Annotated in this window: 19 protein-coding genes; 1 reads left to right on the forward strand and 18 read right to left on the reverse strand. The window is 62.8% G+C overall.

Translation table 11 applies throughout. The features are described 5' to 3' along the window. Positions 1 to 57: 57 nt before the first annotated feature. The 9 genes from KHO53_RS20330 to KHO53_RS20370 form a co-directional block, all read right to left on the reverse strand. A complete protein-coding gene (locus KHO53_RS20330) occupies positions 58 to 843 on the reverse strand; it encodes a MipA/OmpV family protein (protein ID WP_374045245.1) in 786 nt (261 codons plus the stop codon). A gap of 264 nt (positions 844 to 1107) precedes the next feature. Next, positions 1108 to 1515, reverse strand: coding sequence for a GNAT family N-acetyltransferase (locus KHO53_RS20335; RefSeq protein WP_437127859.1), 408 nt, complete (start codon positions 1513 to 1515; stop codon positions 1108 to 1110). 10 nt (positions 1516 to 1525) lie between these two features. Further along, positions 1526 to 4654 carry an efflux RND transporter permease subunit gene (locus KHO53_RS20340; RefSeq protein ID WP_213570716.1) on the reverse strand — a complete coding sequence of 1043 codons (3129 nt, stop codon included), beginning with the start codon at positions 4652 to 4654 and terminating at the stop codon, positions 1526 to 1528. Beyond that, positions 4651 to 5799, reverse strand: a complete 1149-nt coding sequence (locus KHO53_RS20345; RefSeq protein ID WP_213570717.1) for an efflux RND transporter periplasmic adaptor subunit — start codon at positions 5797 to 5799, stop codon at positions 4651 to 4653. Before KHO53_RS20345 ends, KHO53_RS20340 begins: the two co-directional genes overlap by 4 nt. An 80-nt stretch (positions 5800 to 5879) precedes the next feature. Further along, positions 5880 to 6479, reverse strand: coding sequence for a TetR/AcrR family transcriptional regulator (locus tag KHO53_RS20350; protein WP_036994637.1), 600 nt, complete (start codon positions 6477 to 6479; stop codon positions 5880 to 5882). A gap of 84 nt (positions 6480 to 6563) precedes the next feature. Continuing rightward, entirely contained in the window at positions 6564 to 7679 is a 1116-nt protein-coding gene (locus KHO53_RS20355; protein WP_213570718.1) for an agmatine deiminase family protein, read from the reverse strand. Positions 7680 to 7703: 24 nt separating this feature from the next. Further along, positions 7704 to 8795 (reverse strand): extracellular solute-binding protein, encoded by a 1092-nt coding sequence (locus KHO53_RS20360; RefSeq protein WP_213570719.1) that lies wholly within the window; start codon positions 8793 to 8795, stop codon positions 7704 to 7706. Continuing rightward, a complete protein-coding gene (aguB, locus tag KHO53_RS20365) occupies positions 8792 to 9697 on the reverse strand; it encodes an N-carbamoylputrescine amidase (protein ID WP_159388385.1) in 906 nt (301 codons plus the stop codon). Before aguB ends, KHO53_RS20360 begins: the two co-directional genes overlap by 4 nt. Next, complete coding sequence (locus KHO53_RS20370; protein WP_100782296.1) at positions 9694 to 10755, reverse strand: agmatine deiminase family protein; 1062 nt, start codon at positions 10753 to 10755, stop codon at positions 9694 to 9696. Before KHO53_RS20370 ends, aguB begins: the two co-directional genes overlap by 4 nt. 125 nt (positions 10756 to 10880) lie before the next feature. Here KHO53_RS20370 and KHO53_RS20375 point away from each other — a divergent pair, with 125 nt between their 5' ends. Then, positions 10881 to 11774: a LysR substrate-binding domain-containing protein gene (locus KHO53_RS20375; protein ID WP_036994644.1), complete on the forward strand. Its 894-nt coding sequence runs from the start codon at positions 10881 to 10883 to the stop codon at positions 11772 to 11774. On the opposite strand, the gene KHO53_RS20380 is transcribed toward KHO53_RS20375, so the two are convergent. The 9 genes from KHO53_RS20380 to KHO53_RS20420 form a co-directional block, all read right to left on the reverse strand. Next, positions 11746 to 12420, reverse strand: coding sequence for a polysaccharide lyase family 7 protein (locus tag KHO53_RS20380; RefSeq protein ID WP_010225436.1), 675 nt, complete (start codon positions 12418 to 12420; stop codon positions 11746 to 11748). The genes KHO53_RS20375 and KHO53_RS20380 overlap by 29 nt on opposite strands. A gap of 247 nt (positions 12421 to 12667) precedes the next feature. Then, the gene (locus KHO53_RS20385) at positions 12668 to 14020 is read right to left on the reverse strand and encodes a glutamine synthetase family protein (protein WP_010225433.1); all 1353 of its coding nucleotides are present in this window, start codon (positions 14018 to 14020) and stop codon (positions 12668 to 12670) included. A gap of 23 nt (positions 14021 to 14043) precedes the next feature. Then, entirely contained in the window at positions 14044 to 14601 is a 558-nt protein-coding gene (locus KHO53_RS20390) for a helix-turn-helix domain-containing protein (protein WP_010225431.1), read from the reverse strand. A gap of 11 nt (positions 14602 to 14612) precedes the next feature. After that, positions 14613 to 15902 carry an NAD(P)/FAD-dependent oxidoreductase gene (locus KHO53_RS20395; RefSeq protein WP_213570720.1) on the reverse strand — a complete coding sequence of 430 codons (1290 nt, stop codon included), beginning with the start codon at positions 15900 to 15902 and terminating at the stop codon, positions 14613 to 14615. Positions 15903 to 16001: 99 nt separating this feature from the next. Continuing rightward, positions 16002 to 16295, reverse strand: a complete 294-nt coding sequence (locus tag KHO53_RS20400; protein ID WP_010225429.1) for a helix-turn-helix domain-containing protein — start codon at positions 16293 to 16295, stop codon at positions 16002 to 16004. 113 nt (positions 16296 to 16408) lie between these two features. Then, entirely contained in the window at positions 16409 to 17089 is a 681-nt protein-coding gene (locus tag KHO53_RS20405) for a S24 family peptidase (RefSeq protein ID WP_159388389.1), read from the reverse strand. A gap of 62 nt (positions 17090 to 17151) precedes the next feature. Then, complete coding sequence (locus KHO53_RS20410; RefSeq protein ID WP_010225427.1) at positions 17152 to 17607, reverse strand: multidrug/biocide efflux PACE transporter; 456 nt, start codon at positions 17605 to 17607, stop codon at positions 17152 to 17154. Between the two features lie 148 nt (positions 17608 to 17755). Then, positions 17756 to 18694: a cyclase family protein gene (locus KHO53_RS20415; RefSeq protein ID WP_213570721.1), complete on the reverse strand. Its 939-nt coding sequence runs from the start codon at positions 18692 to 18694 to the stop codon at positions 17756 to 17758. Between the two features lie 167 nt (positions 18695 to 18861). Further along, positions 18862 to 19347, reverse strand: coding sequence for an adenosine-specific kinase (locus tag KHO53_RS20420; RefSeq protein WP_213570722.1), 486 nt, complete (start codon positions 19345 to 19347; stop codon positions 18862 to 18864). Between the last annotated feature and the right edge of the window lie 73 nt (positions 19348 to 19420).

Here is a 19420-nt window from a genome sequence, read left to right on the forward strand (position 1 = left end):
TTGTCAAACAGGGCTGCAGGCGCCTCCCGTGGAGCCTGCGGCACAAGGGTGGGCGTTCTAGAAGCTGTACTCGAGCACGCTGGCGATGGAGGTTTGCACCCGACGGTCGACGATCGGGCTGTCACTGACATGCCCGGAAAGGTTCTGTACATCCAGCAGGGTATGCAGGCGGGTATTTTCGCCCAGTGGCAGACTCCAGGTCAGGTTGACGCCCTGGCTGACCAGGCCGCCATGGGTCTTGTGCGCGGCAAAGCGGCTGTTGGCGGCTTGCTGCTCACTGACGCCGTACCAGGTGCGGACGTAGTCGGCGTCACCAAACAGCGCATTGACGTTGCCGGTCAGGCTACCGAAATCACCTTCGTACAGCGAGGTGCCGACACTCAACTCGAGGGTCTGGTAGGCGGAGCCGGTGTCTTTGTTGCTGTCTTTTTTCAGCGCATGTTCGAACGTGGCGCCGAAGGTGAGCGGCCCCCAGGTGTAGGACCCTTCCATGCCCACCAGGGCGCGGGATTTGATCGAGCCCATGCCGCGCAGACGGTCGGAGCCGCGATAGCCTTTCTTGCGGTCTTTGCGTTCGTCGCTGGTGCCGATGTAGGTGCTGAAACTGGCGTCGTCCCATTCCTGTTTCCAGCCCAGGCCTTTTTCCTTGAGGAAGAACCCGTAAGGGCTTTCGATCTCGAAGCCAAGCACCGGTGCCGTAGAGCGTTCACTGCTGCCGCTGTAACGCGGCGCATTGGCCGCGCCGCCTTGCAGGGTAAATTGCCAATCGTCGGCCAATAAGTGCGCTGAAGTGGTTATCAGACAGAAGCCGGTCAATGCAGTATAAATCCGTGTTGTCTTCATGGTGGTTTACGAGAGTTTCGTGAACTAAGGATCTTTTATGCTAGGGGGCTTCGTTGTTAGTATCCGTGTGCAGGATGTAAAACTTTGTTAGTTGCAAATCAGTCAATGGCTTTCAAAAGTTTCGGGCGCAGTAGTGCCGCGCCATGCAGTAGGCGATGAATAATAGAGGGGCGGGCGATGTTGATAAGCAGGCAATAACGTTTGCCGCAGGGCAGGAATGTCCAGTTGTGTGCTGGACGTTCTTTCGGGCAGAGGTAATAACGTTTACATCTGCTGTTTGCGGGTACGCATGATGTACTCGGGGTGGCCGGTGTGTTGATCCACCGCTTCCGCGATGGGGGTAAAGCCCTGCGCCAGATAAAACTGGACACTGGCGTGATTTTCTTTATACACCGACAGGGTCAATTCTGTTCGTTGCTGCTTGGCGTGGGCAATTAGCGCTTTGCCAATACCTTGGCCTTGGCACGCTGGGCGGACAAAGATCGCCGCCAGGTTATTATCATGCAGTGCATAAAAGCCGGTCGTTTTACTATCGTCTTCGGCGACATACACTTGCGAGGCGGGTAAATAGAGTGTGCGCATGTTGTCGACCTGAGCGCGCCAAACGGCTGGATCGACAAAGTCATGGGCCTGGATCGAGGCCGCCAACCAGATATCCAGAACCGCTTCCATGTCGTTTTCTTCAAATGGTCTGATCATTCTCTGCCACTGTTCGTTGTAGTTGCGCTGTCGCCCGGTCATGCGCGGTCACCGAGGTGAGTGTGGCCAGGCGCGGGGCCAGCCAATTGTTCAGGTCGTCCATGTAGCTGAAGACCACCGGCACGAAGACCAGGCTGAGCAAGGTTGAGGTCACCAGTCCGCCGATAACCGCAATCGCCATGGGCGCGCGAAAGCCGGCATCGGCGCCGCTGCTGAGGACCGCCGGAATCATGCCTGCCACCATGGCGATGGTGGTCATGACAATGGGTCTGGCACGTTCGGCGCCTGATTGCATCAGTGCCAGCTGCCGGGGCATGCCGGCGCGGCGTTTTTCGATGATGAATTCGACCATCAGAATCGAGTTTTTGGTAACGATGCCCATCAGCATCAGCAAGCCGATCACCACCGGCAGGTCGATGGCCGCGCCATACAACAGCAAGCCACCGATGGCACCGCCGACTGCCAGGGGCAGGGAAACGAGGATGGTCAGCGGCTGCAGGAAGTCGCGAAACAGCAGGACCAGCACGGCGAACACCATGAGGATGCCGAAGGTCATCGCCGTGGCGAATTTCTCGAACATTTCATTCATGTACTCGGCATCGCCATACTCCACCTCGCGCACGCCAAGGGGCAGGTGCTGCAAGGCAGGTGTGGCCTGGATCGCTTCCAGTGCCGAACCGAGGGTTATGCCGGCGAGGTCGGCGTCCACCGAGATTCGCCGCAGCCGGTCGAAGCGTTCGATCTTTGTCGGGCCACTGCCGTAGTCGATGTCGGCGACGCTGTGCAGGGCCAGGGTGCCGCCGTTGTCGCTGGCCACCCGCAGATTGCGCAGGGTGTCGAGGTCGCCTTGCTGCGCCTGGGCAAGTTGCACGCGAATCGGTACTTGCCGGTCGTGGAAGTTGAAGCGCGCTGAATTGGCATTGATATCGCCCAAGGTGGCAATCCGCGCCACGGTGCCAATGGCCTGGGCGCTGATGCCAGAGCGGGCGGCCTCATCCAGGCGCGGGCGGATCAACAGCTCCGGTCGCGGCAAGGGCTCATTGACCTGGACGTTGGCCAGCCCCTTGATCATGCGCATTTCGCCTTGCAGCGCGTAGGCGGCCTGGGACAGTTGCCGGGCGTCGGCACCGACGAGAATCACCGAGATGTCTCGCGCCGCACTGTCGCTGCGAAAGGCAAAGCGCACATCGGCGAACTCGCCGAGAAGCGGTCGCAGCGAGTGTTCGAACGCCTTCTGGCTCCGATCGCGCTGCTCGGGTGGCACCAGGCGCACGAGTAATTGGCCACTGGCGACATCGGTGGTGCCGGAGGCATCTTCGCCGCCGGCGGTGCTGAAGACAAACAGCACCTGCGGCTGCTCGCGCAGTTTTGCCGCCATCTGTTGCAGGGTCCGGTCGGTCTGCGCCAGTGGCGTGCCGGGCGGCAGGGACACATCGATGCGGCTCAGGCTGGTATCGCTGACCGGCATGAAACCTGAAGGCAGCAGCGGTACCAGGGCAAAGGAGGCCAGCAGGAAAGCCGCCGCGATCACCAGGCTCTTGCGCCGATGCGCCAGTGCCCACTCAAGCAGGCGCAGGTAGCGACCGAGCAAGCCGGCGGGTGCCTGCGTAGCATGCTGCTGATGCTCAATCGATTTGGGCTTGAGCAGGTAGGCAGCCATGAGTGGCGTCAGCAGCCGTGCCACCAGCAGCGAGGTCAACACCGCCGCCGACACGGTGATGCCGAAGGGGGTGAAGTACTGGCCGACAAAGCCACCGATAAAACTCACCGGCAGGAACACCGCAACGATGGTCGCAGTAATCGCCACCACGGCAAAGCCGATGGCGTCCGAGGCATCAATGGCGGCCTGGTAGGGGCGCTTGCCCTGATCCAGGTGACGCTCGATGTTCTCGATTTCGACAATCGCATCGTCGACCAGGATGCCGATTACCAGGGTCAGGGCCAGCAAGGTGATGCTGTTGAGGCTATAGCCGAACCAGGCCATGGCGGCAAAGGTCGGCAGGATCGACAAGGGCAGGGCGATGGCCGCCACCAGGGTCGCGCGCCAGTTGCGCAGGAACAGGAACACCACCAGCACGGTGAGTAGTGCGCCTTCGATCAGGGTCATGATCGCGGCGTTGTAGCTGGCCAGCGTGTAGTCGACCATCGAGGCGACCTGCTGGACCTCGATATCCGGGTGATGTTGCTGCAGGCGCTGTAGTGCAGCCTCTACTCCTGCAGCCACTCGGGTATCGCTGGAACCCTTGGCGCGAAATACGGCAAAGCCGACCACCTGCTCACCGTTCAGGCGCGCCAGAGCGCGCATTTCGCCGGCGCCATCGACCACGCTTGCCAGCTCGTTCAAGCGTGCCCAACGTCCGTCTGGCAGGGCGATTGGCGTTTCACTCAAGGCTTGCACGGTCAGGGCGCTGCCCAGGGTGCGTATGGATTGCTCGCTGTCGGCGAGAATCGCCCGCCCGCCGGGCACGTTGCTGTTGCTGTGCAGCAACTGGGTGTTGACCTGGTCGGCCGAGATGCCCAGTGCCTCAAGTCGCTCGGGCTTGAGTTCGACCTTGACCTCACGCTCCAGACCGCCCAGACGCTGTACTTTTTGTACCCCGGGTACGCCAAGCAGTTCCCGGCCGAGTACGTCATCGACAAACCAGCTCAGGTCCACGGCATTGCGGGCGCTGGATTTGACTGCGTAGTTGAGGATTGCCCCGCCCTCGACATCAATGCGGGTGACCAGCGGCTCTTCAATGGTTTGCGGCAAGTCCGCGCGAATTTGCCCGATAGCGTCGCGGATATCGTTGGCGGCGCGGTCGGGGTCGATACCGAGCTGGAACTCCACGGTGGTTACCGAAATGGCATCGGCAATCGTCGAGGTGATGTGGCGGATGCCTGCCAGGCCGGACACCGCACGCTCGACCCGTTGAGTGACGGCATGCTCGAGTTCGCTCGGCGCGGCACCGACCTGGACAACGGCGACGGTAATCACCGGAAAGTCGACCCGCGGGTTGGCGTTGATCGGCAGGTCGATAAAGGAAACCCAGCCGGCCACGGCCAGTACCAGGAACAATACCAGGGTAGGGATGGGCCGCCGAATGGCCCAGGACGACACCGCCAGGCTCATTGTCCTGGCTCCTGCGTCAGGCTGACCACGTCACCGTCGCGCACGAATGCCGAGGCGCTTGCCACCACTCGCTCACCGCCGGCAAGGCCGCTGCTGACCTGCACCCGCAGGCTGTTGCGCTGGCCGAGGGTCACGCTGCGCACGCTCGCCTGGCCATTGTCATCGAGCACCATGACGGTGGCGCCGCCGTCATCGGTAAAGGTCACCGCCCGTAACGGAATGACCACCGCAGCGGTGCTGGTGCCGGTTTCGATCCTGCTGCTGGCAAAACTGCCCGCGCGCACCCCGGGCGTTGCCGCGAGGCTGATGCGCACACGCCCGAGCCGGCTGCCAGCATCCACCTTGGGGGCCAGCAAGCGCACCGTGCCGGCGACGCTGTCGGGCATTCCTGCGACGTGCACCTGAACCGCGGTACCGACCCGAATCGTCTGCAGGGCACTTTGCGCCAGCTCGCCATCAAGCTCGAGTTGCCCGTCACGTATCAGCTTGAACAGCGGCTCACTACCGGCCATGGCACCCAAGCGGGCGTGACGTTCGGAGATGATGCCGTTGACCGGGGCAAGGATGTCGGCCTTGTCGCGGCGAGTGCGGGCGTCACTCAGTTGTGCGACGGCCTGTTGATGCTCGGCCCGGGCGGCGGCCAACGCGGCGGCGCTGGCATGGGCCTGGGCGCGCTGCTGGTCGAGTTGCTGGGCGCTGACCGCGCCGATGCTGCCCAGCTCATTGATCCGCGCCAGGCTGGCCTGTGCCTCGATATCCAGCGCTTGCTGTTGCTTGATCAGGGCAGCATTACGACTGAGGGTTGCCTCGGCCTGGCGCACCTGGGCGTCGAGGGTATCGGTTTCCAGTTGCGCCAGCAGTTGCCCGGTCACCACCGTGTCGCCTTCCTCGACCCATACCCTGGCAATGCGTGTGTCTTGCAGTGCGGTACCGATCGACACCTCGTCGCGGGCTACCAGGCTGCCGGTCACCTGGAGGGTCTGGCTCACGGTGCCGGGTTCGGCCAGCACGCTGCTGACCTTGAGCAGGGGCACTTGCGCAGGGGCACTGACCGGTTGTTCGCTGGCAGGCATCACCAGCACCCAGCCAGTCACGAGCAGTAACAACAGGCCGGGGATCACCAGGCGGGGTTTGTCTCGCAGCACAGATACCATCGCGATCAATCTCGAGTGGGCACATCAACAAGGGAGGCAACAGCGAGTACGACAGGCCGATGTCAGGAGGCTTATGGCTGAATCTGCAGGAACCTGCGGATGATCGTACGCAGCGTCGGTCCATGGGCTTTGGCCTTGAAGCCTGGCTCGAGCACGACGCGGCCGATACCGCCTTCGGTCAGGGCGATCAACCAGGTCGCGGCCATCGATGTATCGAGCGTCGGGTCGATCTGCCCGGCTTTGATACCACGCTTGAGCAAGGCCTGCAGATCGGCCTTGACCTGGGTGTCATTGGCGGCAAGCAGGGCTCCGACCTCGGGGTTGCGCAAGGCTTCAGCGGCGACTTCGAGGCTGATTCGGGCGTAGGTGGGGTCGCTGCACAACTCCATCATGGCGATGGCGATGTTCTCGATGGCAGTGAGGCTGTCCTTGGTCTTGGCGTGGTGGGCGATCAACTCGGCCATGCCATGCTGGTCGTCCTGGGCAATGGCCTCGATGATCGCGTTCTTGCTGGGAAAGTAGTGGAACAGGTTGCCCGGGCTCATGCCCGCAGCGGCGCAGATTTGCGCCGTCGAGGTGGAGTGAAAGCCACTGCGCGCGAAGCACTCGATGGCCGCGTCGAGGATCTGCTTACGTTTGGCGGCGACTTTCTCCGGGTCTACGGTTCTCATGGCGGGCCCATTAATAGACTGACTGATCGATCTATTATTGGCCTGCTGCTGCACGCCGTCAAGCTAGCAAAGTGGCTGACTGGATTACTGCCGGGTATCGGGCATGTTCTTGCTGATGCAATGAATCCCGCCGCCACCCGCGGCAATCGGATCGATATTGACCTGCTCGATGATCCGCCCCGGGTACAGCTCGCCGAGCAATTGCTTGCAGTGCTGATCGGCCTGCGGGTCGCCAAACTGTGGCGCGATCACCGCGCCATTGATCGGCAGGTAGTTGATGTAGCCGGCGGCAAACTCCGGGTTGTCGCGGGTGAAGCGGTTGCTGCGCAGTTTGCTTGGCGGTGGCAGCAGGTGCACGGTCACGCGGCGGCCGTCGGCGTCGGTGGCCTGTTTGAGGATTTCCAGGTGCTTGCGGGTGACCCGGTAATCGTAGGTGTCCGGGTCGTTGTCGAGGTTGGCGATCACCACCCCTGGCTCGACGAAGCGCGCGTAGAAGTCGACGTGGGCATCGGTGATGTCCTGGCCCTTGATGCCCGGCAGCCAGATGATCTTGCGCAGGCCGAGGTTGGCCTTGAGCTCGGCCTCGACGTCGCTACGGCTCCAGTCGGGGTTGCGGTTGGCGTTGATCCAGCAGCTTTCGGTGATGATCGCCGTGCCGTGGCCATCCACTTCGATGCCGCCGCCTTCGCCGGTCAGCTCGCTTTGCAGGTAGGGCAGGCCCAGGGTTTCGCTGAGCGTTGCCGCCACGCGGCTGTCGTTGCGGTGGCGTTGCTTGTTGCCCCAGCCGTTGAAGTTGAAGTCCATCAGCGCGCTGTTGCCGTCGTCGTCGATGACAAAGCAGCCGCCGTAGTCGCGGATCCAGATGTCGTCCAGCGCCATCGGCAGGAACTCGATGTTGTCGCTGCCGCATTGCTGGCGCGCCTCAGCCAGGTCTTCGGGGCGGCAGAGTACGCTGACTGGCTGGTAGCGGGCGATGGTTCGGGCCAGTTGCGCGATGCAGCTGTTGACCGCGTCCGCCTGGTCTTCCCAGACATTTTCGGCGGCGGCGAAGGCCAGGAAGATCCGCCGCTGGGCCTGGTCTTCTTCGGGCATGAACCAGCGCGCGTCAGCGGCCATGGCCAGGCGCAACGGGCCCAGGCCCAGGCCGGCGATGCCGGCGGCGACTGACAGATGCTTGAGAAAGGTACGACGGGGTGTCATCGGTGTGGCTCTCGTAGTAACGGCTCAATGGGCCGAGGAGGTCTTGAGGGTGGTCCAGGTGCGCATGCGCGCGCGCATGTCTTTCTGGGAAATGTCCTTGCCCGGGATCAGTCGCGCGTAGGTCGCATCGCTGACGTAGATGTCCGGGTTGTCACGCATCTGCGGCTCGACCAGTGGCCGCGCCTTGGCGCTGGAGGTGGGGTAGCCGGTGAAGGAACTGATGGCGGCCATCTGCTGCGGCTGCATGACGAAGTTGATAAAAGCGTAGGCGTATTCTGGGTGGGCGGCGTCGGCGGGGATGGCCATGCTGTCCATCCAGATGGTCGTGCCTTCCACCGGGATGTGATAGCGGAATTCGACCTTTTTACCGGCGGCATCGGCGGTGCGCTGGGCCTGGATCATGTCGCCGCTGTAACCGAGCGAAATGCAGGTATCGCCATTGACCAGCTGGGTCACCGGCTGCGACTGGAACTTGCGGATGTACGGCTTGATCGCCCCCAGCATCTGGCGGGCGGCGAGCAAGTCGTCGGCCTTGCCGCTGCGCGGGTCCTTGCCCAGGTAGTGCAGCACCACCGCCAGCACCTCGTCGGGCGAATCGATCATCGAGATGCCGCAGTCGGCCAGCAGCGCGGCGTTCTCTGGTTTGAACAACAGGTCGAGGCTGTTGACCGGGGCATTGGCGATGCGCTGCTCGATGGCCGCGCGGTTGTAGGTCAGGCCAATGCTGCCCCAGGTGTAGGGCACGGTGCTCTCGCGCGAGTTGGGGTAGCGCTGGTGCAGGCGCTGCAGGCCGGGCTCGATGTCTGCCAGGTGCTCGAGCTTGCCCGGGTCGAGTTTTTGCAGGGCGCCGGCGCGGGCCAGGCGCTCGGCCACGGTGTCACCGGGGAAGATCAGGTCGTAGCCGCTGTGGCCCGACAGCAGCTTGGCCTCCAGGGTTTCGCTGCTGTCCATGACGTCGTAGATGACCTTGATGCCGGTCTGGGCGGTGAAGTCCTTGAGGGTCTCTTCGGCAAAGTAATCCGCCCAGTTGTACAGGCGCAGTACTTTATCTTCGGCACTGGCCAGGCCGCAGCTCAGGGCCAGGGAGAGGGCGAGCAGGGTTTTCAGGCTGTTCATGCGCCTTGCCTCCAGGTGGTGTGCGGGTGACGGCCATCCAGGCTCAACAATGCGCCGTACATTTCCGGGCGGCGGTCGCGGTAGATGCCCCAGGTCAGGCGCTCCTCGCGCATGTGTGCCAGGTCCAGCTCGGCCAGCAGCACGCAGGTGTTGTCGCGATCCGCTTCGGCCAGCAGGCGGCCCTTGTGGTCGGTGATGAACGAGGAGCCGTAGAAGCGCATGTGCAGCTCGGCATCGCTGCGCGCCACTTCAACGCCGGTGCGGTTGGCGGTGATCACCGGGAGGATGTTGGCGGCGGCGTGGCCGCGCTGGGTCAGCTGCCAATGGTCGCGTGAGTCCAGCGCCGCGGCGCCGGGTTCGGAGCCAATGGCGGTAGGGAACAGCAGAATCTCTGCGCCCTGCAAGGCCAGGCAGCGAGCGGTCTCGGGGAACCACTGGTCCCAGCAGATGCCCACGCCGAGGCGCCCGACGGCGGTGTCCCAGACTTTGAACCCGGTATCGCCGGGGCTGAAGTATTCCTTCTCCTGGTAGCCGATGGCGTTGGGGATGTGGGTCTTGCGATAGACGCCGAGCAAGCGCCCGTCGGCATCGGCCACGGTCAGCGAATTGAAGTAGGCGTTGCCGGCCTGTTCGAACCAGCTCAGCGGCAGCACCACACCCAGTTCTGCCGCCAGGGCGGCAAAACGCTGCAACAGCGGGCTGTGGTCATAAGGCTCGGCCAGCGCCAGATGCGTGTGGCATTGCTCGATGCAGAAGTACGGCGTGGCGAACAGCTCGGGCAAGAGGATCAGCTTGGCACCGGCTACCGCGGCCTCGCGCACCAACTGCTCGGCGCGGTCGAGGTTGTCGGCCAGGTTCCAGTTGCAGGCCAGTTGCAGGCTGGCGACGGTCAGGGCGCTCATGCGTTGTTCCCCGCCAGTGGCCAGGCCGGTTGCTGCTGGGTGATGCAATGCACGCCGCCACCGCCGTGGGCCAGTTGGTTGATCTGTACCGGCACCACCGTGCGGTCGGGGAAGGCTTGCTGCAGGGTGGCGGCGGCCTGCTGGTCGGCGTCGATGCCGTAGGCCGGCATGATCACGGCACCGTTGCACAGGTAGAAGTTGGTGTAGGAGGCGCAGAACACTTCGGCGTCGGTATCGACGGCCGCCGAGGCTTCGTACAGGTCGATCAGCTCGAAGTGTCGGCCACGGGCGTCGGTCGCCCGTTCAAGGGCGCGGCGGTTCTCTTTGGCCACCTGGGCGTAGGTAGAGGTTTGGTCGTGGGTCGCATCGACCAGCAATACGCCCGGTCGGGCGAATGCACAGACGCCGTCGACGTGACCATCGGTCATGTCGCCGGTGACGTAATCCGGGTCGCCCGGCAGCCAGATGACCTTGTTCACCCCCAGCAGGCGGATGAAGATTTCCTCGATGTCGTTTTTGCTCAGGCCCGGGTTGCGGTTGGGGTTGAGCAGTACCGATTCGGTGGTGATCAGCGTGCCGTCGCCATCGACATGAATGGCGCCGCCTTCGTTGGCCAGGAAACTGCCGAAGCACGGCAGGCCCAGGCCATTGAGTACTCGCCGGGCCAGGCCCTCATCGAGGTCATGGGCCGACTTGGCGCCCCAGGCATTGAAGCGCCAGCTGACCCCGGCCAGGCCCTGCTGCGGGTGGCAGATGAAACTTGGGCCGGAGTCGCGGCACCAGCTGTCGTTGACGGCGATTTCGATCAGCTCGATGTTGGCCGCGCACAGCGCCCGGGCCTGGGCGGCCGCACTGGGGTCGACCACCAGCTTTACCGGCTCGAAGCGGGCGATGGCGTTGGCGACCCGGGCAAAATCGGCCTGCACATTCGCCAGGGTCACGCCCCAGGTCGACTCCCACAGGGCCTGGTTGTGCGGCCAGACCATCCAGGTGGCGGCGTGCCTTGCCCATTCGGCGGGCATGAACCAGCCGTTGTTGTTGGCGCTGTCGTTGTGCATTGCAATAGCCTTCAGTTAAGTAATTGTTTTCAGCAGGATTGCCTGGGTGTCCATGCTATAACTGGGCTTTGCCCCTGAACAAACGATGGATTTTGCCGATATATGATTAGCTGGGCTTATCAATCATGCTGAAACACTGGCCACCCCTCAACACCTTGCGCGGCTTTGAAGCGGCGGCGCGCCTGGGCAGTTTTCACAAGGCCGCCGAAGAACTGCACCTGACCCAGTCGGCGATCAGCCAGCAGATCCGCAGCCTGGAAAGTTACCTGGAGCAACCGCTGTTCTTTCGCGAAGGGCGCAGCGTATCGCTCACCGATGCCGGCCACGACCTGCTCAGCACCACCCAGGTGATGCTGCAGCAACTGACCGTGGGCATCCGCCGCCTGGAGCAGTACCGCAAGCCCAACCAACTGGTGGTCAACACCACGCCGGCATTTGCCCGGCACTGGCTGGTGCCGCACCTGGGCGACTTTCACCGGCTGTATCCGGACGTGGACCTGTGGCTGTTCACCAGCGATGAAATCCCTGACATGACCACTCAAACCATCGACGTTGCAGTGCGTGACGACATCAGCGCCCAGGCTGATTGTGGCTTTCGTGTGTTGTTGCAGGATCGCTTGTATCCGGCCTGTCACCCGCGCTTGCTGGCGCAAGAGGTGCAGCAGCGGACCACTCTGCATGGCGAGCGGGAAATGGACTGGAGCTACTGGCACACCCAGGGTGGCGAGGGCGTAGGGCAGAAGCTGCAGGGCCTGAATTTTTCCGACCCCGGGCAGTTGCTGGACGCTGCCAGCCAGGGCTTGGGCATTGCCCTGGTGAGTGCCTTGCTGGCCGAACAGGCGCGCGTGCAAGGCAGCCTGGTGGCCCTGACCGAGCAGACCGTGCGCGGCCCCAAGTGGGCATGGCTGGTACACCGCAACAGTGAAGGGGAGGCCTTGACTGTGAGCTTCTGCCAATGGCTGGAGCAGCGCCTGGCGGGCAGCTCAGGGCTTAATGGTGACCCAGCGCCAGCGCGCTGATGATGCAGATCGAACCGTCAGTGCTGAGTGTGCTGTCGTTGTAGTCGACCTGGTTGTAAACCCCGCCGTGGAAGTTGAAAGTGCGGCTGTTCCAGCTGGAATCCATCTGCAGCGGGCCGCTGCTGGCGGTGCTGCCATTGCAGGTGGCGAAGAGGGTGACCACGCCTTGGGCAGTGACATCGAGGATGATCTCGAACGCGGCGCCCAGTGGCACATTGGCCAACAGGGTGACGCTGGCCGGGGCGGTTTGGTTGTAGCTCTGGCGAAAGCCGTAGGTGAGTTTGCCCTTGTTCCAGAACACCTTGACCGTCGGGCTGTCGTCGTCTTTGACGTGCAACTGGGAGATCACCACCTTCTGCGCCGAGTTGACCTTGGTCAGGGTCATGGTCTGGTGGTTGTGGTGTTTGACTGCGCTGTTGAGTGACCAGTAGCTGGGCTCTTTCCATTCGCAGCGGGTGCGGTGGGTGCTTTTGCTGGAGGCGCCCTTGGTCGGGGCAGTGAAGCGGACCGAACCGTCGCTCAAGGTAGCGATGACCTCGGGCAGTTGCTCCAGGGCCTGGGCGCCGGTCAGTTCCAAGGCGGTGGGGTCGGTGCTGGACTTGGCCACCGGAGTGGTGATAGTGAGGCGGTCGATGTTGACGCTCATGGGTTTCTCCTTCCGTTTTGGATGTAGGCCCTCTCTGAATTGAATGTGGGCTTGAGCTAATATTTAGCTTCAAGCTAAAGTTTCGTCAATGGCTAAATAAGTGCGGGCTGCAATTTCTCTGGGAGCTAGCCAGCACATCACGTGGTAAGTCCAGCTCCCACAATGGATCTGTATACACCCCACCCTGTGGGAGCTGGCTTGCCAGCGATGAGGCCGGTGCAGCCAGCAAGGGTTTTGCCTTCAGTCGTTAAAGAAACCAGCGATACTCCCGCGCACTCACCTCATGCATGAACGCCAGGTGGTCCTGGCGCTTGTTCTCGCAGTAGACCATGACGAACTCGCTGCCCAGTTGCTCATTGACCACCGGGTGATGACGCATGGCCGCCACCGCCGCGAGCATGTCCTTGGGAAAGTCGATGCCGCTGCTGCGGTCGTCGTTGAGCGGTGCAATCGGCTCCTTGCCAGCATCCAGGCCATGCTCCAGACCACTGAGGATCGCCGCCAGCACCAGGTACGGGTTGGCATCGGCGCCGGGCAGACGGTGCTCGATACGCAGGTTGCGCGCATCCGATTCGGGGATGCGGATGCACGCGTCGCGGTCTTCAAAACCCCAGCTGGCGCGGCTGGCGGCATTCACCATAGCGCCGTAGCGACGCATGGCGTTGTGGTTGGCGGCAAAGATCGGCATGCAGTGCGGCAGCAGCTCCAGGCAACCGGCCACGGCATGGCGCAGCGGGCGCTGGTCATCGGCCGCCAGCAGGTTGTTGCCCTGCGGGTCGTAGAGGCTGACATGCACGTGCATGCCGCTGCCCGGGGCATCCAGGTAGGGCTTGCTCATGAAGCTGGCGCGCATGCCGTGCTTGAGCGCCACGCCTCGGGTGCTGCGGCAGAACAGTGCGGCCCAGTCGGCGGCGCGCAGGCCATCGTCGCAGTGGCCGAAGTTGATCTCGAACTGGCCCGGGCCCAGTTCTGCCGTAATCACGTTGGCGTCCACGCCTTGTTCGTTGGCGGCTTCGACCATTTCCCGCAGCACATCGGAATAGCGCGACAGGCGCTCGATGTGCATGTTCGGCTGGTCATCCGGATCACCACTGAACGGGTCGTGGGGGAACTGCGGCAGGCCGTCCTTGAGCGTGCGGTCGAACAGGTAGAACTCCAGCTCGAAGGCCACCACCGGGCGGATGCCGCGCCGCCGTAGGCGCTGCAAGACTCGCGCAAGCACTTCGCGCGGCTCGAATTCGATCGGTGCGTCGGTGCCGTCGGAGCTGATCAGCATCTGCCCCAGTGGCTGGTTCTCCCAGCGTACCGGCTTGAGAGTGCCAGGGATCAAACGCCGTGGCGCATCCGGGTCGCCGTCGTTGAAGCAATAATCACCAATCGGGTGCAGGCCGCCCTGAACACCGAGCAGCACGCAGTTCTGCGGCAATTTCAGGGCGCTGCCGGCGGCGACCTTTTCGAGCATGTCGATGGGGTAACGCTTGCCGTAAAAGTGCCCGGGGATGTCCAGGCTGATCAGGTCTACATAACGCACCTGAGGATGCTCGGCGCGAAACGCGCGTACTTCGTTCAGCAGTTCAGGGCAGTCTTTGATTGTTGTCATTACGTGCGATCCTGCGCTTGGTTTCAACGGAATACCCAGAGCACCCGGGTAGTGTGGTCGGTCAGATTGGCGTAGCGGAACTGGCTGTGCGGCGGCAGCTGGAAGCTGTCGTTGGCGTGCAGGGTGACCGGTACGTGTGCGTCATCGAGCCAGATGCTCAGCTCGCCTTCGAGCACAAAGCCGCCTTGCTCGGAGCTGTCGTCCAGGTGCCCGTCACCGCTGCTGGCGCCCGGCGCCAAGTGGCTTTCGAGCATGGAAAAACCACCGTTGAGCTTGGGCGAGACCAGCACATCGGTGACCCCGGCGGCGTAGTACAGGGTGCGCCGTTCGCCGGGGCGGGTGACCCAGTCCACTTGCCGTGGCTTGCTCAGGTTGTAGAAGTAGGTGGTGGGCACGCACAGGGTTTCGCTGATGGCGGTCAGGTCGGCCACGGTCGGCCGTGACAGGCCGCGCTCGACCTGGGAGAGAAAACCCACCGAACGGTCGATGCGTTCGGCCAGCTCGCCGAGGGTCAGGTTGCGGTGCTTGCGCAGGTCGCGGATGAGGATCGCCAGGCTTTCGATTTCTTCCTGCATGTCCATGGATGGTCCTCTCAGATAGTGTCACGCAGGCGGTACCAGGCCTTGGCGGCAGCTTCCAGCGGCGCGGCGAGCAGGTCGCCGCCGGGGAAGCGGCCGTTGTCGATGGCCTGGTACAGCGCCAGCACATCAGGGTTGCCAAGGATCGCATCGCTGACCGCCCGGGCGCCGGCCAGGGTTGGCAACACGCCATGGCCAGAAAACCCCTGTAGCCAGTAGCGCTGGCCCTGGCGGCCGATGTCCGGGGTGCGGCGCAGGCTGCAATCGATATGGCCGCCCCAGGCGTAGTCGATCGGCACGCCCTGCAGCTGCGGGAAGGCCCGTTCCATCACCGGGCGGGTGGCGGCGGCAACGTCCTTGGGGATGCCGCCCAGGTAGGTGCAACCGCCGCCGAACAGCAGGCGATGGTCCGGGGTCAGGCGGAAGTAGTCGGGGACGAACTGATTGTCGATCACGCAGCTGTTGTGCGGCAGCAGCGAATGGGCCAGGGCCGGGTCCAGGGGCGCGGTGGCCACCTGATAGGAGCCCACCGGCAGCAGGCGCTGTGACAAAGGGCGGTCGAGCTGGTCGATGTAAGCGTTGCAGGCCAGGACCAGCACATCGCTGCGGATTTCGCCCTGGTCGGTGCGGGCGACAAAGCCTGCCGGGGTGTCGCGGTAGCTGAGCACCCGGCTCTGCTCGAAGATCCGTCCGCCGCCCGCCTCGATGGCGCTGGCCAGGCCCTGGGCCAGTTTCAGCGGATTGAGGTGGGCGCCTTCGGCGTCATACAGCGCGGCCTGGTAGCGCGGGCTGCCAATCCATTCGGGCAATTCGTCACGCTCGATCACCCGCAACTGGTCATAGCCCCATTTAGCTTCGGCCTCACGCCGGGCCGCATGGAGTATGGCCACGCGCCGGGGTAGCACCGCCGCCCACAGGCTGCCGCGCCGGTAGTCGACGGCAAAGCCGTGGCGTTCGGGCAACTCGCGCATCTCGCTGGCGGCCCAGCGCATGCTGTCCCACAGGCGCCGTGCGCGTTCCTGGCCAAGGGCTTTTTCCAGGGGGGCCATGTCGCACGACCAGCCCAGCAACGCCTGCCCGCCATTGCGCCCGGACGCCGCCCAGGCCACCCGGCTGGCTTCCACCAGGGTCACCCGCTTGCCGGCCTCGGTCAGGCGCAAGGCGGTGTGCAGGCCGCTGAAACCGGCGCCGATGATCAGCACCTCGGTATCGAGACGTTCCTGCAGGGTAGGGCGCAGAGGGATAGGGGCGGGGTAGGTCTGGGCGTAATAGCTGGCGACATGCTGGGCGGATTGCTTGAACATGGCGGACCTCATGAATTTTTATTGGTATTTTTTCATGAAAAAATACCAGATAAATTTCACGAGGCCAAGCAATGCCCAGGCGCAATTGCCGGGCTGGCTCTAGACCGCAGGTTTGCGCTGATGCTTGCTGGTTTCGATCTCGTCAGCCAGGCGCGGGCTGTAGCTGCGCGTGGGGATGCCGGTGAGGCGTTCGAACATCAATGCGAACTTCATGTCCAGCGCGCGCTTGCCGGTCATATAGGCATTGAGGGTGGTCACGCTGACGCCCAGCTCGGCGGCCATGCGCCGCTGGGACACCCGCTCTGCCTGGCGCTGCCTGGCCTTGAGCGCGGCAAATGCCTTGCGCAGTGCCAGCAGCTCTTCTTCTTCCCACACCCACAGATTGCCGCTCATGATTCGATCTCAGTCACACGGATTCGGTCGAGCAATCCGTTGCTGGAATCGCTACATCCTGCTGCTGCCATTTAGTGGTGATTAACCGACCGGGGCGGTCGGTTGTTTTCTCATCATACTCTTCGTGCGTTCCAAACCAGTAGCACACGGCCATGAATCTGCAGCATTTCCAGTGCCGCACCCTCGATCAGCACCGGCGGGTACAGCGGGTTGTCGGAGATCATTCGCAAGGCGCCATCGGTCAGGCGCTGCAGGCGTTTGACGAACAGGTCGCCGTCGAGGCTGAAGACATAGATGGCATCGCTGCGCACCTCGTTGACGCCACGGTCGACCAGCAACGCGTCACCGTCGTTGAAGGTGCCGGCCATGCTGTCACCGTCGCCGCTGATGATCGCCAGGTTATGCGCGCCGGAATAGCTGATGCCCTGGCCGCGTAGCCAGTCCAGGTGCACGGTCAGGTCACGGATCACCTCGACATGGGCTGGCGGCGTGTTGCCGTTGCCCATGGAACCGCGGATGTCGAAGTGGGCGATGCTGACGAACGCGCTGCTCAGCGCCTTGCTGCTGGCAGGCACGCCAGCGTCGCTTTGCAATACATCCATCCAGCCTGCCGGCAGGTGTTCGGCCTGTTCAATACGGCGGGCGACTTCATCACCGAGGTTTTTTTCCGTGCGCATCGACAGAATCTGGCTCAGGTGCGCAGGGCTCATGCCCCAGCGCTCGGCACAGCTGGCCTTGCGCTGGGTGCCGAGCAACTGCACCAGGTTGTGCTTGCGAATCGCGTAGATATCCATGGGGTGCAGAATGCCACTATTTAGCTCGATGCTAAAGAGGCCCACGCGCTTTACTCGTACCGTTACCGGGCCCGGGCCACACTGACTGGCGCCCTCAGCAGGCGCTGACGCAGCAGGTCATAGACCCAGTTGTAGGCCATGGTGTAGGGCAGCATGAAGGCGAAGAAACCGATCTCCAGCAAAAACGCCTGCACCAGTGACACATCGAGCATCAACGCGGCAATCGGCACGCCGATCAGCACAAAGCCGGTCTCAAAGCCGCCCGCGTGCAGGGCGCGGACCTTGACCGTACGCGCTACCCGGCTCACGGGCCAGAAGCGGTCGAACGCCGCGTTGTAGAGCATGTTCCAGATCATCGCCACGGTCGACAGCATCACCGCCAGCGCGCCCATCTCCAGCATCGAACGGTCGAGCAGCCAGGCGCCGATCGGCGCGCAGATCAGCACGGCGATGACTTCAAAGCCGACGGCATGGACGATGCGTTCAGCGAAGGATTTGTGGGTGGCTTGCAGTTTCATGACGTCACCTTGAGGTGTGTTTCGATGGCGTCATTTTCATCGCTTTTTTGCCTATGTTAAAAATAGGTTCCATCGTAAAAAGCGATATGTTGGTTGCCTGCGAAGACACCGGATGTGAAGCGACGCATCGACTAACGCCAGAGCGCTATCAGTGAATGGCCACCGGGTTGATGTTGACCTGGGTCGAGCCCTTGTACAGCGGCTGGCCGAGCACGAACAGGAACTCGAAGGCCTTGTCGCGCACCAATGCACGGCTGTCGATCAGTTCCAGGTTGTAGATGCCGCGCTTGGCCAGCATGTACTGGTTGACCGGGAACTCGTCCTTGCCATGCGGGTTCGGATAAACCTCGCTGGCCCAGGTGTCGCCGCCGAAGGCGACGATGCCCTGGTCGGCCAGCCACTGCGCCGCTTCCATGCCGATACCGGGTTCCACTTCCAGGAACTGCTTGTTGTCCTTGCCGATCAATTCCAGCCAGCCGGTGTTGAACAGCACCACATCGCCCTTGCGCAGGGTCAGGCCTTGCTGCTTCAACACCGCCTGGATGTCGGCCACGCTGAACTCCGTGCCACCGGGCACGATGGCCTTGCCGTAGTAGGCCGTCATGTCCAGCACCACGCCACGGGTCACGATCGGCGGCACTTTCTCGACACCGAGCTTGGTGACGCCATCGACCGTCACGAAGTCGGCCGCCTTGTTGCCGTTGTAGTACACGTTGTCGATGCCGATATGGCCGATCCCATTGAGTTGGGTGCCAACGCCGGTCCAGGCGTTCACCAGTTCATCGTTGAAGGTGAACTGGTTCGGTCCCAGCGACTTGCCGGCCTGCTGCCCGACCTGCACGTTGTACAGGCGAAAGCTGCGATGGCGGAAAGCCGGAAGGTTCTTGTCCACGGGGACGGCCAACGGGTATGTCTTGCCCGTCTTGACCAGGCCGACCGCCTGCTTGACCACGTCGGCGGTGAGCAGGTTGGCGGCGCCGATTTCGTCGTGCTGGCCGTAGGGCGAGTGTTGCCAGTCGGCGGCCAGGGAGGCCTGGGCGGTGGTGGCCAGGGCGGTGGCGAGCAGCAGGGGCTTGAAGACATTCATACGGGTTCTCCTGAACGGGACGTCAAATCAGGAGTGGATTCTGGGTGCAGGCGCGGGGTGGAAAAAGCAGCCTGGGGGACAATGACTTTTGCCTTCAGGTCAAAGGCAAGTGTTTCACGGTGCCGTGATGTTCTGGCCGATGCTGGCCATCCATGACCAGCAGCAGTTCACTGCTTGTAGCCAATCTGGCGCAACAGGTTCTTGCGCCACAGGATGTCTGCGTCGCCCTCAATACCCGTGGCGCAGAAGCCATCCACTACGCCCAGGATTGCTCGGCCTTGTTCGGTCTCAGCGAGAATCACCTCGGTTGGATTGGCGGTTGCACAGAAAATACGGCAGACCTCTGGAACCATTTTCAGGGTGTTCAACACGTTCAGCGGATAGAAACCGTCGCCCAGGAAAATGATGAAGCTATGGCCGGCGGCGATGGCTTGCGCATTTTTCTGTGCAAGCTCGATCATGGCGGTATCGGTGCCGGACCATCGCACCAGGCAGTTGCCAGAGGCTTCACAAAAGGCCACGCCAAACGGGATACCGGGCACGGCGTTTACCAGCGCTTCGTGGATGTCCTCGACGGACTTGATGAAGTGCGTCTGGCCCAAAATGAAGTTTGTCACCTGCGGCTTATCGATGTTCAACGTGATCAGTTGCATTTCGAACACCTCCTTTCACGGTGTCGCTACCAGTGCCTGGCAACAGATCAAGCATAGCTACTGATGGGGTAAA

This window comes from Pseudomonas sp. RC2C2 (assembly GCF_018390435.1).
GTDB lineage: Bacteria > Pseudomonadota > Gammaproteobacteria > Pseudomonadales > Pseudomonadaceae > Aquipseudomonas > Aquipseudomonas donghuensis.